This is a genomic window from Streptomyces sp. NTH33, from assembly GCF_003236365.1.
Classification (GTDB): Bacteria; Actinomycetota; Actinomycetes; order Streptomycetales; family Streptomycetaceae; genus Streptomyces.
In genome coordinates this window covers 1-15,257 of record NZ_POTZ01000131.1, presented here as the reverse complement: position 1 = coordinate 15,257, position 15,257 = coordinate 1, and the positions used below count along the sequence as shown (strand labels likewise).

Below are 15,257 nucleotides of genomic sequence, written 5' to 3'. Positions count from 1 at the left end.
GGCACCCTGAACACTGCCGCCGGCCACGGCAAGCGACACGCGGTCCATGGTCTCGATCAGGTGATCCATCGTCGTACTCATCAGGTGACTCCTTCGGGGAGATGCACACCTGATTCATGACACTCCCAGGCAGCGGGCGGCCGGGAGGTTCTGCGAAATTTGATCTTGCGGTTTCCGTGCGCTGGTGCGGCAGGCGAGAGCATGTGGCTTCGAGTGCCCGGCGCATTTTCGCGGCCTGTTCCTTCAACTGATCGTCGGTGCGCGTGCTGTGCCAGATGGTGCCTTCCCACTTCACGTACTGAGGTTCGCGATCTCGGAGAAGGACCGGCTTGAGGTGGCCGTGGAAAAGGAGTGTGCGGCCCTGGTCCCGGCGGCTGCGGCTGAACCACATCGCGCTCTTCTCGTGCCGGGCGAGCCGGTTCGCCGCGAGGCCGGGGAGGGCGCCGCGGACGCGGCCGGGTGTGTAGGTGCCCAGGGGGCGACTGGGTGGCTGCCAGGAGTCGGCGAGCGCCCAGTGCGCGACGGCGTCACCGCCGCGGTCGGGCGGGCTGTAGGGGTAGGTGACGCGGTTGGCGACCTCCGCGAAGAACCGGGCCTGCTCGGCTTCGGTGCCGCTGGCCAGTCGGCGCCAGTAGGGCGAGGCGATCAGCGGGGCCAGGGCGACGGCTTCGGGATAGACCGCGGCGAATAACCGCGAGGTGCTGTAGTCGACGTAGTCCTGCTTCTCCCGGTCGAAGGGGATCAGAATGTCGAGGCGGTCGTCCCAGGTGTCCCAGGTGCCGAACACGGCGCTGGACGGGCGCCCGTCCACGGACCAGACGTGCGCGCAGAGCATGAGGCCGGTCAGCACCGCGTCGTAGGTCACTTCCCAGCCGTAGCGCCGCAGGAGGAGCAGGTGGCGCCGCTGTGCGTCGATGATGTCCGGGAGCCGGGCGACATCGACGGCGGGGTGGTCGATGTCGGGCGGGCCGATCCAGGTGCCGTGCCGCAGGCAGACGTAGGCGTGGTGGGGCAGGAGCCGGACCACCCGGCCGCCGGGGTGGCGGGCGTCGCAGAGGTGGCAGCCGGTCTGCGGCTGGTGACGGAACATCTCCCAGTTGGGCGGCGGGTCGCGCAGTTCCGGCATCGCCCCGGCCAGGGCGTGGGCGCTGCGGCCGGTCAGCGCGGCGAGCCGTTCGGGTTCGACGACGCGGCGGCCTGCCCCGGGGTATGCGGGCTGGGTGACCTGGAACCACAGGCCGTTGACGTCCAGGCCGTGGAGGGTGGCCAGGCGGCTGATGTAGGACGGGGGGATTTCGTGCCGGGCGGGCGGAACGGGGTCGGGCAGTGTGCGGGGGAGCATCAGGCCGCGCGCCTCCGCCGCCTGTTCGCCTTGGCCGGGGCGGTGAGTTGCTCGGACTGCTCGGCGGCGAAGTCGATCGGGACAAGGGCCAGCAGGTCCTCGGTGATGCGTTCGCTCTCGTCCTCGATGGCGAGCACGGCGGCGCCGCGGACGAGCTGGGAGAGGCTGCCGATCATGCCGCCGGTGCGGTGGAAGATGTACTCGCTCAGCTCGGTGAGTGTGCCCGGCTCGTGGCGGTGCAGACGGAGCATGGATTCCAGGGTGCCGACCAGGGCCCGCCAGGTGGCGTGGTCCTCGTTGGTGGCGTGGGAGAACGGGGCGGCGGGGATGACGACGAAGCGTCCGGCGATCTGCCGTCCCCGGGTGCCGGCGAACAGGCCCTGGGACTCGATGTCGATGCCCGCGTAGGCGAAGGTCGCGGGCAGCCGTTCGGCGAAGTACTTCAGCTGGTCGGAGGCTTCGGCGCCGGACCGCGTTGCGAGATTCAGGTTGTGTAGTTCGTCGACGAGTACGAGGTCGACATGGACATGTGCGGCGGTCGCGCAGACCGCGTCGACGATGTCGGTGACGTTGGCCCGGGTGGGGAAGGACAGGCCGAAGAAGCGGGCGAACTCCATCGCGAGCATCTTCGGGGTGGCCGCCGGCGGGACGGTGACATAGACGACCGGGAGCCGGCTCCGGTCGCGGGGATGCCGCTTGCGGATGGCGAGTTCATGGGCCCGCCCCAGCTGGGTCAGCGCGGTCGTCTTCCCGGTGCCGGAGGCGCCGGAGAGGATCACGCCGCGGCGGGCGGAGATCTGGTTGCGGTTGAGCTGGATCAGCAGCCGGGACGTGGCGATGACCTTGCGGATGGTCGGGGTGTTCACCATCGGGAGATCGGCGTGATACTCCCGGCGCCGTTCGTCCTCGCGCATCCGCTCCCGCCCGCTCAGCGTGGCCCGTTCGGCGGCCGCAAGCAGCCGGGGCGGGACCGGCTCGTGCCCGACGAAGTGCCGCCAGCCCTCCTTGGTGGTCAGCGGGCTGTCCGGCGGAGCCTGGCCGGCCGCGTCCATGTCCGGGGTGCGGGCAGGGGAGGGCTTGCTCATAGCCACCTTTCGGCTTCTGCGTGGGCGTCGAAGACTCCGAAGGGCACCACCGCCGCGGACGGCTGGATCTCGGGCTCCGGTTCGAGTGCGGCCTCGGTTTCGGTCCCGAGGGCTGCGGTGGGTGCGGGGACGGCGGCCGCGACGCGGGTGCGGCCCACGATCTTGGCGGTGCGCTTGTCCGGCCCGTGCTCGGCGCGGGTCAGCAACTCGTCCAGGACGCGGGCGACGACCGCTTCGTTGGTGTCGTCCAGGCCGGCTTCAGCGGCCAGGCGGCGGGCGTGCTGCCAGGTGAAGTCCGCGAACGGCGCGTTCACCAGCGGAAGATGGACCCACGGGACGGTGATCCAGCCCTGCTGAGTGCGTACGAAGACATGGGACAGGTCGTAGGGGTCGTAATGCACCTCCCACAGCCCGCGCTTGGCCGCGTGCCCGGAGTGCTGGCGCCGGTGCGGCCCCAAGCCCGCGCTGTCGTAGGTGCGGTAGTTGATCCGGATGCCGTAGTCGTTGACCGCCCGCCAGGCCACCGGCAAGAGCTCCAGGTAGTCCTCGCCCCGCAGCACGAGCGGCAGATAGCCGCAGGCCGCGACCAGCGAGGCGTACTTGTCGTTCGGCGACACCGCCTTCTTCGGCCTAAACGGGTCGCGCAGAGCATCGTGCGGCCTGGCCTGCCACCCGGCCAGCAGCCACTCGTCCAAGAGGTCCTGGAGTTCGGGGATGGTCCAGACGGCCCGGTCCTCAACCTTCTCGCCGCGGCGGGAGACGTTCGCCCCGGTGTAGCCCGCAAGGTGCTGGCAGAACAGCGAGTTGATCGCGGAAAATGTGGCCTCCACGATGGCCTTGTCGGTAGGCGTGCGCGGTCTTGATCTTTGGACGGAGACGCCGAGACGGTCACAGGCCCGGATGAACGTGTCCGAGATGAACACCTTCCCGCCGTCAATGACGACGGTGTCCGGCACGATCACCGGCTTCGCGGCGGCCTGTTCCATCCGCGCGTCCACCTCCAGCAACCGCCGGTGCGGCATCCGCGAGGCCGCCATCCGAAGCGACTGTGACCAGCCTGGCCGCATCGGCTCCGGCACCAGCATCCGCGCCAGCAGCAGCGAGGCGTCCACCGCCTTCGTGCCCACCGGCCGCAACACGGCCGCGCAGATCGTGCGGGTCGCGACATCGACCGCGACCGTTAAATCCGCACGGACGGTGAGCCCGGAGTCGAGCATCACCATCACGTCCAGCGGGGTGGAGTCGATCTGAACCTGTTCCCCAGGCCGGTCCGCGAACGTCGGCGTGAACGGGCCCTCGGGCCGGTTCGCCGTCTGCCGCCGCGTGACCGCCGAGCCGAAGGTATGCCGGCCGGTGGAGAGCGCGTCGATGAGCTTGTAGAAGGTGTTCTTGCTCGGCAGTGGCACCACCCCCTCGCCGTGGGCGGCCTCCACCATCTTGACCACCCGGCGGATCAACCGGGAGCGGGTCCCCGTCGAGGTGTGTGTCTCCGCGTCCAGGGCCTCCCTGATCGCCGCCACCAGCCGGGCATCCGCCCGCCCTGTCGCCTCCGACATCCGCACCAGCCGCTGGTCGACCAGTCCCCACAACCCCTGCTGGGCATACCGTGACCGCTTGCCCTGCACCGTGCGAAGGCTGACCCCCAGCTCATCCGCCTTGGCCTGGGCCCGCTCCACCAGCGAACGGGACGCCGGGTCGTACTCCGGCCGCGCCGGCGTGCCCGGCTCGGCGCCGGGCGGCAGCCCCGTCTCGACCTCCACGACATGGCGTTCCCACTCCCGCGCGGCTTCCCGCACCGCCTCCGGCAGCGTCGCCAGCAGACCGAACGGCTCCAGCACGGGCAACGGCTCCGTGCCCGTGACTGCGAAGTCCGGCGCCGCCATCAGATACGAGGCCAGCACCACCGACTCGGTCCCGGCGGCCGAGCGCAGCCGCACCGATATCCCCGCCAGGGCCACCACCTGGTGATCCCCGCCGTCGTAGGTGATCCAGTCCCCGGGCCGCAGCACGGCGGCGCTCTGATCCGCCCTCACCGCACCGCCCCCGACGACACGAGTGAGGCGGCGTGCAGCGGCACCGACACGTCCACCACCAGCTCATGCGACCACAGCAGATGGAACAGCACCGGCAGCACCGCGACCGGGTCTCCCACCATCGTGGCCCCGTCGACCAGCGACAACGGCTCAGCGAACACCTCCCGCAGCCCGGAGACGACCGGCTCCACCCGGTGCCGGGGCGTGCGGTAGCCCGCCAGCCACCGCACATTCCGTACCACGATCGCGTCCGGCGCCCCCACCAGCCGAAACTCCCACCCCACCTGGTCGCAGGCTGCCTGCGTCGCCTCGAATTTCGCCCAGTCCCGCGGCTTGCGACGTTCCGCCGGGCGGCAGTCGACCACGATCGCGGTGCCGTCGTCGCGGCGGGCGAAGTAGTCCGGCGCGTGCGAGATGCCCTTGCCCGTATCTGACCGCCAGAACAGCCAGAACGGCTGCGAGGACACCGCCACCACGGACGGGTCGAAGTCCAGCAGCATCACATGATCGCGCTCCAGCCAGGACTCGTACCCGATATGCCCGTCGGCGGTGGATGACCACCACAGCCCCGGCAGATGACGCTGGCCCTTGTACGACGTGAACTCGCGTACCGGCGCGACGCCCTCGAACCGCACCGCCCACACATCTGCCAGCGGACGGCGGAGTTCCGACCCATCCGGTTCGATGTACGCGACCTCGAACCCCTCCACAGGCGGCCCGGCCGTACCGCCCGGCAGCACCCCTAACGCATGCACCACGACCAGCTAACCCCGCCCCTCGATGCAAGGTCACGCTGACCTATGCAAGATCCCATGCAGCTTAAAGCTGACCTATGCAAGGTCGACCAGTACTAGACAGCAGCTGCAGGTCCAGCAGTACGAGTGACTACCTGAGCGCTCTTGTGGCGCAGCATTCGCACGGCACCGTCAGGCGTTGCTGCTGTGGAGTGGCGGCATCGCCTCCTTCCACTGCTCGGGGCGGGGCAGGTGGCAGCCGGCGGGGCACCAGCGGTCCTTGACGTCCTCTCGTTGTGGGAAGGGCGACTGAGCGCTGAGGACCAGGTACACCACCTCCGTGGTCGGCGTGTGGCAGAGAGCGCAGGCAATTCCGGTTCTTGTCGTATGCATGGGCGGGAGAGTGCACACGTCGGCGGCTTACCGTCTCGGGCTCACTGGGCGGCCCGCCTGACGGGCGCACTGGTAAAGATCTGGTGATGGCCTCCCGCCCGGCGGGAAGGACTTCGGATCACGTTTTTTCGCAGGTCAACGCCGGGGTTCCATGGGGCGATGATCAGCAAAGCGGAGGTTCGCCCGGGTAACGGGTGGCGCTATCTCTTCCGCGGCGTGATGGTCGGCGACGGTCACCGCCCTGCGGGCAAGCCGCTGCGCGCCGCCCAGGACGAAGCCGGTGTCCCGCCCGGCGTGTGGAAGGGCCGGGGCCTGGCCGCGGTCGGCCTTGCGGCCGGGGACGTGGTGACCGAGCGGCAGGCCGAACTGCTCCTGGGGGAAGGCCGGCACCCGGACGCCGACCGGATCGAGCGCGAGCTCCTGACGGAGGGCAAGAGCCCGGCGCAGGCCCGGCGGGCGACCGTGCTGGGCAGGCCCATCGAGCACAACCAGTCACCGGAGACCGACAAGGCCAAGGAACGGACGCCCTGGCTGGGCATGGACCTGGTGTTCCGGCCCCCGCCGACGGCACACATCGCGTGGGCGTTCGGGGATGACGAGACCCGCCTGGTGCTGGAGCTGTGCCAGGACATCTCCCGGGACAAGACGCTGGCGTGGCTGGGGGACTCGGTCGCACAGATCCGCTGGGGGAGCGGCGGCAAGCACCGCAAGCCGATCCGGGACGGGCTGATCGTCGCAGTGTTCCGGCACTACGAGTCCAGAGCCGGAAAGCCACTTCTCCATGATCATGCGGTGGTGTCGATCCGCGCCCGGCGGTCGGACGACAAGGGGACGTGGGGCAACCTGTCGGCGGACTCGATGCTGGCCCACATCGTCGCGGCCGACACCCTCTACACCCTCTACTTCATGGAGGAAGTGTCCGCCCGGCTCGGGTGGGCCTGGGAGCCGCGCGAGGTGACGCCCGGCCGCCGGCCCGTCATGGAGATCGCGGGCATCGACCAGCGGCTCATCGGCTGGCAGTCGACCCGCCGCCAGCAGATCGAGGACGCGCTGTCCGTCCTCACCGCCGACTACGAAGAACGGCAGGGGCACCCGCCGGGGGAGCGGGCCGCCTACGCGCTGGGCTGCCAGGCCGCCGACCAGACGCGCCCGCCCAAACGCACGGTGCTGCTGTCGCTGACCGAGCTACGCGAGCGATGGCGGGATTCAGCGGTCCGGGCCTACGGTGCCGACGTCGTCGACCGGCTGGCGGAGCGGGCGCGGGCGGCGGCCGCGGCGGTGTGGGCGCGGGTCCGGCCGGTGGTCGACATCGCCCTGGCGGCCGTCGACGTCGTCGCCGTGGTGTACGTGATGCGCGGCGCGTTCAAGCGCCACCACCTGCTCGCCGAAGCCCGCCGCCACCTCTCCTATGTCCTGCGCGGCCGGCCCCACCAGGCGGGCCTGGACGAACAGATCGTGCAGACGGTCATCGACGACTACACCCGCCCGGCCGGCCGACGGATGATGACCGCCGACCTGCGCGCCCTATACCCCCGCGACACCGAGGACCAGGCCGTGCTGCGCCCGCTGACCCGCAAGCGGACCGCGACGCCGTACGAGCGGGCCCGCCTCGCCGCCGACGCGCTGAGGGTCCGGGCCCGGCCGCGCACCGTCGCCGTGCCCGCCGCCTCGAGGTCGCGCCCGCGGCCGTTCCACTCGGACCGGAAGGCCGGCCGCGTCCCGGAGCAGACGACCGACGTCGACACGGTGGAGCAGACCCGCCGGACGCTTGCTGAGGCCGCCCTCGCCAGGGTCCAGGAAGGCGCCCGGGAGCGTGCCCTCACCCACGGCCCCCGAGCGCAGCCCGCCCCGGTGACGGCCCGGCCGCCGCACACCCAGCAGCCCGGCACCCAGCACACGCCGGGCCGGACCACAGGAGGAGTCGCGTGAGCACCCCGGAAGAACAACCCAGCCTTGATGACGCCCTCGCCCGCGCCCGCGCAGCCGCCAAGGACATATCCGCCGCGCTCGATGAGGACCAGGAGCCCGAGTCCGATGAGCCCTTGGGGTGGCAGCCGATCTGGAAGCGCCCCCGGAAGCCGAAGTCGAAGGCGGCGAAGAAGCAGGAGCTGCGCAAGCAGCGGCGGCGACTCCAGGACGCCGGGAAGCGCCGCCTCGCCGCCGCGCAGTCGCGCCGGCCCCGGTCCCGGCAGAACCGGATCGGCAACGCGGCCGCGCGCCGCGACGCCCGCGCCCTGTCCCGGGTGCGGCACTCCACCGCCTGGCTGTGGTGACGATGCCGGGCATCGTCCACCGAGTGGAGCCCACGATGTTCTGCATCCAGTGGCGATGCACACTGCACGGCCTGCCGGGCATCAGTGCCCGCAACACGGCCATGTTGGAAGCGATCACCGACCTCCCTCCGATCGTGGTCAGCGACCTCTTCGGCGTCCACCCCCACACCGCCTACGCCTGGGCTCAGTACGCCCAAAACAGCTGGGCTGAATACCTCGAAGCTGTTCAATCCACCGACTAGTCCCCGCGACTTCGAGGACCGATCTTGGGCACCCTCGTTCTCGTCTCCGCAGGCACCCCTTGGACCGCACCACCAGGAGGAACCAGTGTCATACCCGCAACTGCTCACCCCCGAGGAGAAGCTCGCCGACGCGAAGAAGCTGTTGAGCCTCCCGCATATCGTCGTGATCTGCGGCTCCACCCGCTTCATGACCGAGATGAACGAGGCCGATCTGCGGGAGACTAAAGACGGAAAGATTGTCGTCAAACCGGGCGTAGACATGAAGTCGCCGTACGAACTTTGGTCCGATCCTGTCGAGGCCGAGGCGCTGAAGGTTCGACTCGACGGTCTGCACCGGGCGAAGATCCGGCTCGCTGATGAGGTGCTCGTAGTCGGCGACTACATCGGAGACAGCACCCGAGCCGAAATCGCCTACGCCCGGTCGCTGGGCAAGCCCGTGCGGTTCACGCACCCCGAAGTCGACCCTGACGCCTGACCGTTTCGCGGTGGCTTCGGCCACCGCCCACACCAAACCCTCCGCAGGCAGCCCTTGAAATTGATCATCTAGCTTCCGGGCCGAATAGCGCAGGGTTGGAACACCGACTCTTCCCCAGTCCGATGGGCCGATGGGATCCACCGAGTGGACTCCACTCCGGTGCGCCGGATGACGATGCACGCCACGTGGTGCGCACCGCGATGTCCGTCGCCGCATCCGGTGGCGCACCACCCGACGATGCCCGTTACTCTCGCGCGCGCCCGGTGCGCCGCACCTGATGTCCCGCACCGCACCGGTGCGCCTACCGCCGACCGACCCTTTGACCGGGTGCGGCCGGTGGTGTCCGCTACCCCTTGACCAGGTCCGCCACCGAGGACGTTTCCCCTTGACGCAGCCCCTTTCGGCTGGCGATCAGGTCGTGGTCAAGGGGGTGTGTGATAGGGGAGCCCGCCCAGCCGTGGCGCGCCAGGTGCGGTGCGGCGATGCCGATGGAACGCACCACGATGGGCGATGCGGTGCGTCGCGCGGCGGTGGCGCGCGTCGGGTGCGCCTACACGACGGTCAGGCGCACCGGGTGCGAGCCGGCCAGTGCAGGGTGGGCATCGAGGGCCTGGCCCACTCCGACGGCCTCCAGCTGGCGCAGAGTGTCGGCGATGTCCTCATGGTCCTCGGTGAGGAACTGCAAGGCGAAGTCGATGACGGAGCGGGCGATGCCTTCCGCCGTGTCCGGCCCGGCCTGCGCCCAGGTCCGCAGCGAGGTCACGAAGACGCGTCCGAGGGCCTCCAGGGCGAAAGTGTCCGCGCACGGCTCGCCCGCCTCCGGGCCGGGCAGTGCAGTGACGGGGACGACGATCCGTTCGACGACGTCGACGAGCAGCTCGGGCATCCGCGGCTCGCCGCTGGCGAACTCGCGGGCGGCTTCGACGTCGTCGGCCTGGACGGCGCGGAGGTAGCTGAACGCGCTGATGGCCGCGTCCGGGGTCATCGGGGCGAGCGGCATGTTGGTGGTGGGCATGATGGCTCCTCACGTACGGGGCGCCGCGCCGGTCGCGGCGGCCTCAGAAGCGATCTTCAGAGCGGACGCCTGTGGATAGAGTTCGCTGCACCGACGGTGAGCGGGCTCGCCTGGCCGGCGCCTGCGCTGCCCCTTGTCGAGTTCCGCTACCTGCGACATTCCGCCCATTCCGGTGGGGAGAGATCTCCGTCCCGGCACGCTGCGCGACGGCCGAGGGAAAAGCCGCTGCCGCCCGGGGGCGTGCCGCTGGGAGACTGCGGGGATGACCACGCAGCGGCTGCCGTTCCCGGTCCCGGACGAACGTGCCCACTACTTCGTCGGCAGCTACGCCGACATGCACGACCTCGTTGAGGACCTGGTCGTGCCCGCCGGAGCTCCCGAGGCCGCAGCGATCGTCCTGCGGACGGCCCGCGAGCTGCTGCGCCAGTCGTACTACTGCTACGAGTTCTCCACCGTGGCGGTCATGCACTCCCTGATCGCGGTGGAGATCGTGCTGCGCGACCGCATCCCGGACACGGGCAAGAAGCCGCTGCACCAGCTCATCAAGCAGGGCGCCGCCGACGGCATCTTGACGGCACGGCAGGCGGAGTACCTCGACTACGGCCGGCAGATCCGCAACGGCATGGCGCACGGCCAGACCACGCACGCGGTGATGCCGCCGGCCATGGCGGTGCCGATGGTGACGACCTCGTTCACGATCGTCTCCGAACTCTGCACCGCTGTCCGATGCCACTGATTCTTGACCTATTGCCACTGAAGTTGGACGACCGCGCGGATCGTGCCGTCGACCCTTGACCATCTGGTTCGCCATCGCTGGGTGCCGTCATATCCATCACCACCCGACCCGACGTGCAACATCGCGAGGATCTTGCTCGCCCTGTGCTGACACCACCCGACCGGTGATCATCGACGTCAACTAATCGATTTCGCAGGATCTTATGGGCAGGCCTAGAGTTCGGGACCGTGACTGAACTCGCGGACGACAAGGAGACGGCCGAGCGCGCCCGTGCTGCGGCCTCCCTGCTTCTGGAGGCCGGTGACAGGCTCGTCGCCTCCCACCTGAGCCTCCCGGTCGAGAACTACAAGGTGGTGCTCGGGGTCTACAGCTGGTGGCGGCTCGTCAACCGGACCTCAGCCGCTGTCCTCCTGCTGGTGGACAACGGCTACACCGCTCCCGAAGTCGCGCCCCTCATGCGGAACATCTTCAACCACGCCTACGCCATCAACTGGCTGGTCGACAACGGTGAGGCCGCGGTGGATGCCCTGGCGTCGGTGGGGGCGGACGAGCGGGAGAAGCTCCAGGGCTGGCTGGACAGAACCGGGTGGCCGATCGCGGCGCAGTACCGCGCGGAGATCGATGCATACACTGCGGCCAACCCCGAACCGGTCCGCGACGCCGCTGCTGAGGCGCTGCACAAGCGACTCAAGGACGAACTCGGCAACGTCGCCACCATGCTGAAGAGGTACGGCTCGGCCGACGTCTACCCGGTTTACAAGCACCTCTCGGGGATGTCGCACACCTCGGTGCAGACGGCCAGCGCCTACCTCGCACAAGACGCCAGCAGTGGGGACGTGCAGGTTCGATCCGCCGCCGTCGACCTCGGCTACGTCTACGTCATCCAGCTGACGATCGCCCTCCTGCAGGCTGCCCATGTGTTCAGCCCGCTGCTCGACGGCGACCCACTGCGTCCGGCCGTCGACCAGGCGATTGCGGACTTGGGGCTGGAGGGTCTGCAGGTGGTTCCGACCCGCACGCCGTAGCCGGGCCGATCTCGTTGCGCCACCGGCCGGGGCACCGACTACCGTCGCGCAATGCGCCAGGCCGACCAGGTGGTCAAGGTGTGATGGCACGAACCGCATAGTCGTCCAGCTTCAGTGGCAACCGGTCAAGGATCAGTGGCACCGGACAACCGCACCTGCCTGACGATCACGGCTCGGTAACGGCACTCAGTGGAGTGTCACACCGTCGACTTCCGCCACACCTCTACCAGGTGACGGGGGACTTCCATCCGGACCCCCGCGCCACCTGGGTGAGGAGCCTCGTCATGACGTACACCAGCAGCGCCCGGCAGCCCGACTCGGAGCCGCGCCCGACCTGGTCAAGGGGTGCTGAGCGGCCTCCGGGCGGCCCGGAATCCAGTGCCGTGAACGGTGCCGCGAACGATTCCAACGTCGTGCCCATCACCGCAGCTCACACCGCCCGACAAGGGTGTTCGAAAGGCCGGGCCAGGCGAGCCGAGCGAGGTGAGAGGAAGGCCGATGGACGATCTCAAGGCTCCCGCGTGGTACCAGCGCCACCAGTGGTGGATCCGACTGGGGCTCGAAGCCCTGGCCGTGATCGCCGCGCTCGTGGAAATTATCGTGCCGCTCGTTCACTGACGCCTTCCGGGCCCTCGCCCCGCGAGCCCCACCGTCCCGCCCCCTCCCCTGGGGGGCGGGACTTCCGCTGTACCCCGCCGGGAGCCATCGCCGCTGTGCGGCCGGAGCGTGCTCTTGCGTACCTGTGCGGAAAAGATGTCGTACTGGTATGCCGACGACCAGCACGGCTGTATAGGAAACCTGCATGTTTACAGGTCACTAGGGCTGTCAGGCTGTTGAACCGGCGCCGGTGGTGGCGTTCAAGGCGTGCGCCTTGTCCCCCTTGGTGATGTAGACCATACCGTTGGCGACCGCAGGCGTGGAGAACGTGGAGAAGTCGTCGTTGCCGGAGGTGTGGGTCCACCGCTTAGCGCCGGTGGTGGCATCCAGGGCGGACAGCGCGTTGCCATCGTTGCTGGTGATGTAGACGGTTCTCTCGATGACCACGGGAGAGGACCGATGGTCGTCGCCATCATCCGCGTGCTCAGACGAGTCGGCGGTGTCGACTATCCATTGCTCGGCACCGGTGGCAGCATCCAGGGCATGCACAAGGCCGTCCATGCACCCAAGGTAGACGGTTCCGTCGACGACCACTGGCGAGGCTTCGAGGGTGGTGTAGGCGCGGTGGGCCCACCGCTCGGTGCCGGTGGCGGCATCCAGGGCATACAGACGGTTGTCCCCACTGCCGAAGTAGACGGTTCCGTTAGCGACCGCGGGCGAGGAGTAGGCGTCGGCGCGGTGGGTCCACCGCGTGCCGCCGGTGCCGGCATCCATCGCATACACACGACCGTTACTACTGCAGACGTAGACGGTACCGTCAGCGACCACTGGCGAGGATTCGATGCGACTGCTTGTGCTTTGGACCCATTGCTCGGCGCCAGTGGCGGCATCTAGGGCGTACATTTTGAGCCCGTCGCTGCTGATGTAGACGGTGCCGTCAGCAACCACAGGCGGATAGAAGCGTTCATCGCGTGTGGTGTAAGCCCACTGCTCGGTGCCGGTGGCGGCATTCAAGGCGTACACCCCTGGGCTACCGCCGATGTAGATGGTGCCGCCGACTACCACTTGTGAGGGGTGAAAGCCGATATAGCCACGTATAGCGCAGGCCCATCGCCCGGAACCGGTAGCAGCGTCAAGGGCGTGCACCCTGTCGTCTGATCCGCAGACGTAGATGTTGCCGTCGGCAACCACGGGTGCGGAGAGGGTGCTGCCGCCGATTTTGCGAGTCCAAGGGGTGCTGGTGGCGGCCGCGAACCGCTTTGTAGGGTTGAGGGCACGAACCGTCGGAGCCGTGGGCGGCGTGCCTTGCACTGGTGGAGTCGGTAGCGAGGCGTGCAGGCCGTATGGAGGCGACGACTCGAGCAGTGTGTCTGCCAGGCGCGGTCGTTTCACTGGGACCGGTGCGGCGATCGTAGTGTCGCCTGATGCGGCCTCGTGCGTGCTGTCATCCGCCGTTCTAACTGACTGGCCGAGGACCACCGGCAGAGGTGTTCCTGCTGCGCGTTCCACTGCCGCCGAGAGCGATTTTGGGTGCACCACTGTGGAGGACGCGACGGTGAGGGCGCGGAGGTGGTCGCGGACCTGGTCAGCGGTGGAGGGGCGGTCGTCAGGGTCTTTGGCAAGCAGGGCCAGGACGAGTTGGTCGAGGGCTGCTGGGACGTCGAGGCTTCGGGCACTGGGGGGCTCAGGGGTGCGGTGCAGGTGTGCGTACATCAGCGCAACCGTGTCGAGGTCGCCGAACGGGGTGGAGCCGGTGAGAAGTTCGTGCAGCAGGCAGCCCAGGGAGTACAGGTCGCCGCGGCCGTCGCCGGCCTTGCCGAGGAGACGCTCGGGCGGCATGTAGTGGGGGGTTCCGATGATGCGGCTGGCCTGGGTGACGGTGGAGGTGTAGTGGGCGATGCCGAAATCGAGGATCTTGATGTTGCCGGCATGAGTAAGCATGAGGTTGGCTGGCTTGAGATCACGGTGGACGATCCTTGCCGCATGCGCGGCGGCCAGGGCGTCGGCGGTCTGTACGGCCCAGTCGAGGGCGTCCGCGAGGGTTGGTAGGCCCTCATCACGCATGGCAGCGGACAGGTCCCGTCCATGCAGCAATTCCATGACGAGGAAGCGAGTGCCGTCGGGCTCTTGGCCGATGTCGTAGATTGTGACCACCCCAGGGTGGTTCAAGCCACCTGCCATGCGTGCTTCGCGGAGGAACAGGTCAGTCCCGTCGTCCCCTTCGGATGGCCGCAACAGCTTGACTGCAACGTGCCGCCGGATCACGGTGTCGTGTGCCGCCCACACTTCGCCCATACCGCCCCGGCCCAGCAGTTGGTCCAACTGGTAGCGGCCTGCGAGTATCCGTCCGGCCATAGCGTCCCCCCACACTTGCCCCGCGAGCCCACGACGTACAAGGGTTTGTGGGGCAGGTGGCCGAAATCCTACCCAGTGGCCGGCGCCCTGGGATCAGGGGCAGGTAGCGGTGGAGGTGTTCGTATGCGGTGAGCTTGGCGGCGAGGCGTTCCGGGCCCACGGTGGCCCGGTCGACTTCCACGAACGCCCGCAGCATCGCCCCATCCTCGTCGGTGGGGTCGTGTCGGTAAAAGGAGCGCGTCGGGGATGACCGCCTCACCGCTCCCGATCGGATGGTGGACCTCGGGGATCCAGTCCAACGGCTCGCACACATTGCTGCGGCGGCGGGCGTCCTCGAGGAAGACGAGCGCGGTCTCGGTCACCGTCAGCGTGTGGCCAGCCTTCAGCCGCACGGCGGTCGGATCGGACACGGTCCTGGAGGTGCGGTGCCCGCGCAGCTCGGGCCACTCGCAGGCGAGCTGACCGCTGTACGTGGTCGGGAACCACACCCGGGTCCGCCCAGCCTGCGGCAGGGTGATGCGGTCGACCACCCCCTCGGCCCGCAACCGGGCTGGCCGCCGGGTCTGCTCGATACGCACCCCAGGGGCGATCACCCGGTGCATCTGCTCGGTGGTGGTCATCCGATATTGCGCCAGCACACCCAGCGTCAGCCGGTCCCCGCTGCCTGCGTCCACGCCGATCATCACGGATCCGCTCGCTTTCCGTCCGGTGCGATGCCGTTCTGCCCGGCACCGCGCGTACCGGTCACATCGGCAGCCAGCCCCGACCAGAGCCCCGACCACGGTCACGGTCACGAAGCGACAACACCTCCGTGGACTGGGCCCGCATCCCCGCCGACAACCCGTCCGGCAACCGTCCGCGCCCTCTGCCACGGCCTTCTGCGAATGCGCAGGTCACCACGAGGATCCGGCCGTGGTCGGGAGGCCGACATCCCCTCTACGCCCCCGTGCCC

Annotated in this window: 14 protein-coding genes; 6 read left to right on the top strand and 8 right to left on the bottom strand. The window is 69.1% G+C overall.

The features are described from left to right. From C1I97_RS15270 to C1I97_RS39275, 5 genes are all read right to left on the bottom strand, one after another. Window positions 1-1,342, bottom strand: a 1,342-nt coding sequence (locus tag C1I97_RS15270) for a TniQ family protein (protein WP_111003761.1), incomplete at its 3' end; no start/stop codon positions are given. Next, window positions 1,342-2,427 (bottom strand): ATP-binding protein, encoded by a 1,086-nt coding sequence (locus C1I97_RS15265; protein WP_258382578.1) that lies wholly within the window; start codon window positions 2,425-2,427, stop codon window positions 1,342-1,344. The genes C1I97_RS15265 and C1I97_RS15270, both read right to left, overlap by 1 nt. Next, window positions 2,424-4,460: a Mu transposase C-terminal domain-containing protein gene (locus C1I97_RS15260; protein ID WP_181446735.1), complete on the bottom strand. Its 2,037-nt coding sequence runs from the start codon at window positions 4,458-4,460 to the stop codon at window positions 2,424-2,426. Before C1I97_RS15260 ends, C1I97_RS15265 begins: the two co-directional genes overlap by 4 nt. Beyond that, complete coding sequence (locus tag C1I97_RS15255) at window positions 4,457-5,218, bottom strand: TnsA-like heteromeric transposase endonuclease subunit (protein ID WP_181446734.1); 762 nt, start codon at window positions 5,216-5,218, stop codon at window positions 4,457-4,459. The genes C1I97_RS15260 and C1I97_RS15255 overlap by 4 nt, the downstream gene beginning before the upstream one ends. Window positions 5,219-5,386: 168 nt before the next feature. Continuing rightward, on the bottom strand, window positions 5,387-5,587 hold the full coding sequence (locus tag C1I97_RS39275) for a hypothetical protein (RefSeq protein WP_146608224.1): 201 nt from the start codon (window positions 5,585-5,587) through the stop codon (window positions 5,387-5,389). Between the two features lie 159 nt (window positions 5,588-5,746). Between C1I97_RS39275 and mobF the strand changes: the two genes are divergently transcribed. The 4 genes from mobF (at window position 5,747) to C1I97_RS15235 (ending at window position 8,577) form a co-directional block, all read left to right on the top strand. Continuing rightward, window positions 5,747-7,516, top strand: coding sequence for a MobF family relaxase (gene mobF / locus C1I97_RS15250; RefSeq protein WP_258382577.1), 1,770 nt, complete (start codon window positions 5,747-5,749; stop codon window positions 7,514-7,516). Beyond that, entirely contained in the window at window positions 7,513-7,860 is a 348-nt protein-coding gene (locus tag C1I97_RS15245) for a hypothetical protein (protein ID WP_111003759.1), read from the top strand. Before mobF ends, C1I97_RS15245 begins: the two co-directional genes overlap by 4 nt. 23 nt (window positions 7,861-7,883) lie before the next feature. After that, entirely contained in the window at window positions 7,884-8,102 is a 219-nt protein-coding gene (locus C1I97_RS15240) for a hypothetical protein (RefSeq protein WP_146608223.1), read from the top strand. An 85-nt stretch (window positions 8,103-8,187) separates the two neighbouring features. Further along, the gene (locus tag C1I97_RS15235) at window positions 8,188-8,577 is read left to right on the top strand and encodes a hypothetical protein (protein WP_111003757.1); all 390 of its coding nucleotides are present in this window, start codon (window positions 8,188-8,190) and stop codon (window positions 8,575-8,577) included. 550 nt (window positions 8,578-9,127) lie between these two features. Here C1I97_RS15235 and C1I97_RS15230 read toward each other — a convergent pair. Next, entirely contained in the window at window positions 9,128-9,592 is a 465-nt protein-coding gene (locus C1I97_RS15230) for a hypothetical protein (RefSeq protein ID WP_111003756.1), read from the bottom strand. 262 nt (window positions 9,593-9,854) lie between these two features. Here C1I97_RS15230 and C1I97_RS15225 point away from each other — a divergent pair, with 262 nt between their 5' ends. Further along, window positions 9,855-10,328 (top strand): hypothetical protein, encoded by a 474-nt coding sequence (locus C1I97_RS15225; protein ID WP_111003755.1) that lies wholly within the window; start codon window positions 9,855-9,857, stop codon window positions 10,326-10,328. A 227-nt stretch (window positions 10,329-10,555) separates the two neighbouring features. Then, window positions 10,556-11,353, top strand: coding sequence for a DUF5677 domain-containing protein (locus C1I97_RS15220; RefSeq protein ID WP_111003754.1), 798 nt, complete (start codon window positions 10,556-10,558; stop codon window positions 11,351-11,353). An 825-nt stretch (window positions 11,354-12,178) separates the two neighbouring features. On the opposite strand, the gene C1I97_RS15210 is transcribed toward C1I97_RS15220, so the two are convergent. Both C1I97_RS15210 and C1I97_RS15205 read right to left on the bottom strand, forming a co-directional pair. Continuing rightward, complete coding sequence (locus tag C1I97_RS15210) at window positions 12,179-14,305, bottom strand: serine/threonine-protein kinase (RefSeq protein ID WP_111003752.1); 2,127 nt, start codon at window positions 14,303-14,305, stop codon at window positions 12,179-12,181. A 68-nt stretch (window positions 14,306-14,373) separates the two neighbouring features. Continuing rightward, window positions 14,374-14,979: a replication-relaxation family protein gene (locus tag C1I97_RS15205; protein WP_258382576.1), complete on the bottom strand. Its 606-nt coding sequence runs from the start codon at window positions 14,977-14,979 to the stop codon at window positions 14,374-14,376. Window positions 14,980-15,257 lie beyond the last annotated feature (278 nt).

Excerpts from the sequence above, each read along its gene's own strand:
- C1I97_RS15265 (WP_258382578.1), bottom strand. The coding sequence starts at position 2,427 with ATGAGCAAGCCCTCCCCTGCCCGCACCCCGGACATGGACGCGGCCGGC.
- C1I97_RS39275 (WP_146608224.1), bottom strand. The coding sequence starts at position 5,587 with ATGCATACGACAAGAACCGGAATTGCCTGCGCTCTCTGCCACACGCCG.
- mobF (WP_258382577.1), top strand. The coding sequence starts at position 5,747 with ATGATCAGCAAAGCGGAGGTTCGCCCGGGTAACGGGTGGCGCTATCTC.
- C1I97_RS15230 (WP_111003756.1), bottom strand. The coding sequence starts at position 9,592 with ATGCCCACCACCAACATGCCGCTCGCCCCGATGACCCCGGACGCGGCC.
- C1I97_RS15225 (WP_111003755.1), top strand. The coding sequence starts at position 9,855 with ATGACCACGCAGCGGCTGCCGTTCCCGGTCCCGGACGAACGTGCCCAC.
- C1I97_RS15210 (WP_111003752.1), bottom strand. The coding sequence starts at position 14,305 with ATGGCCGGACGGATACTCGCAGGCCGCTACCAGTTGGACCAACTGCTG.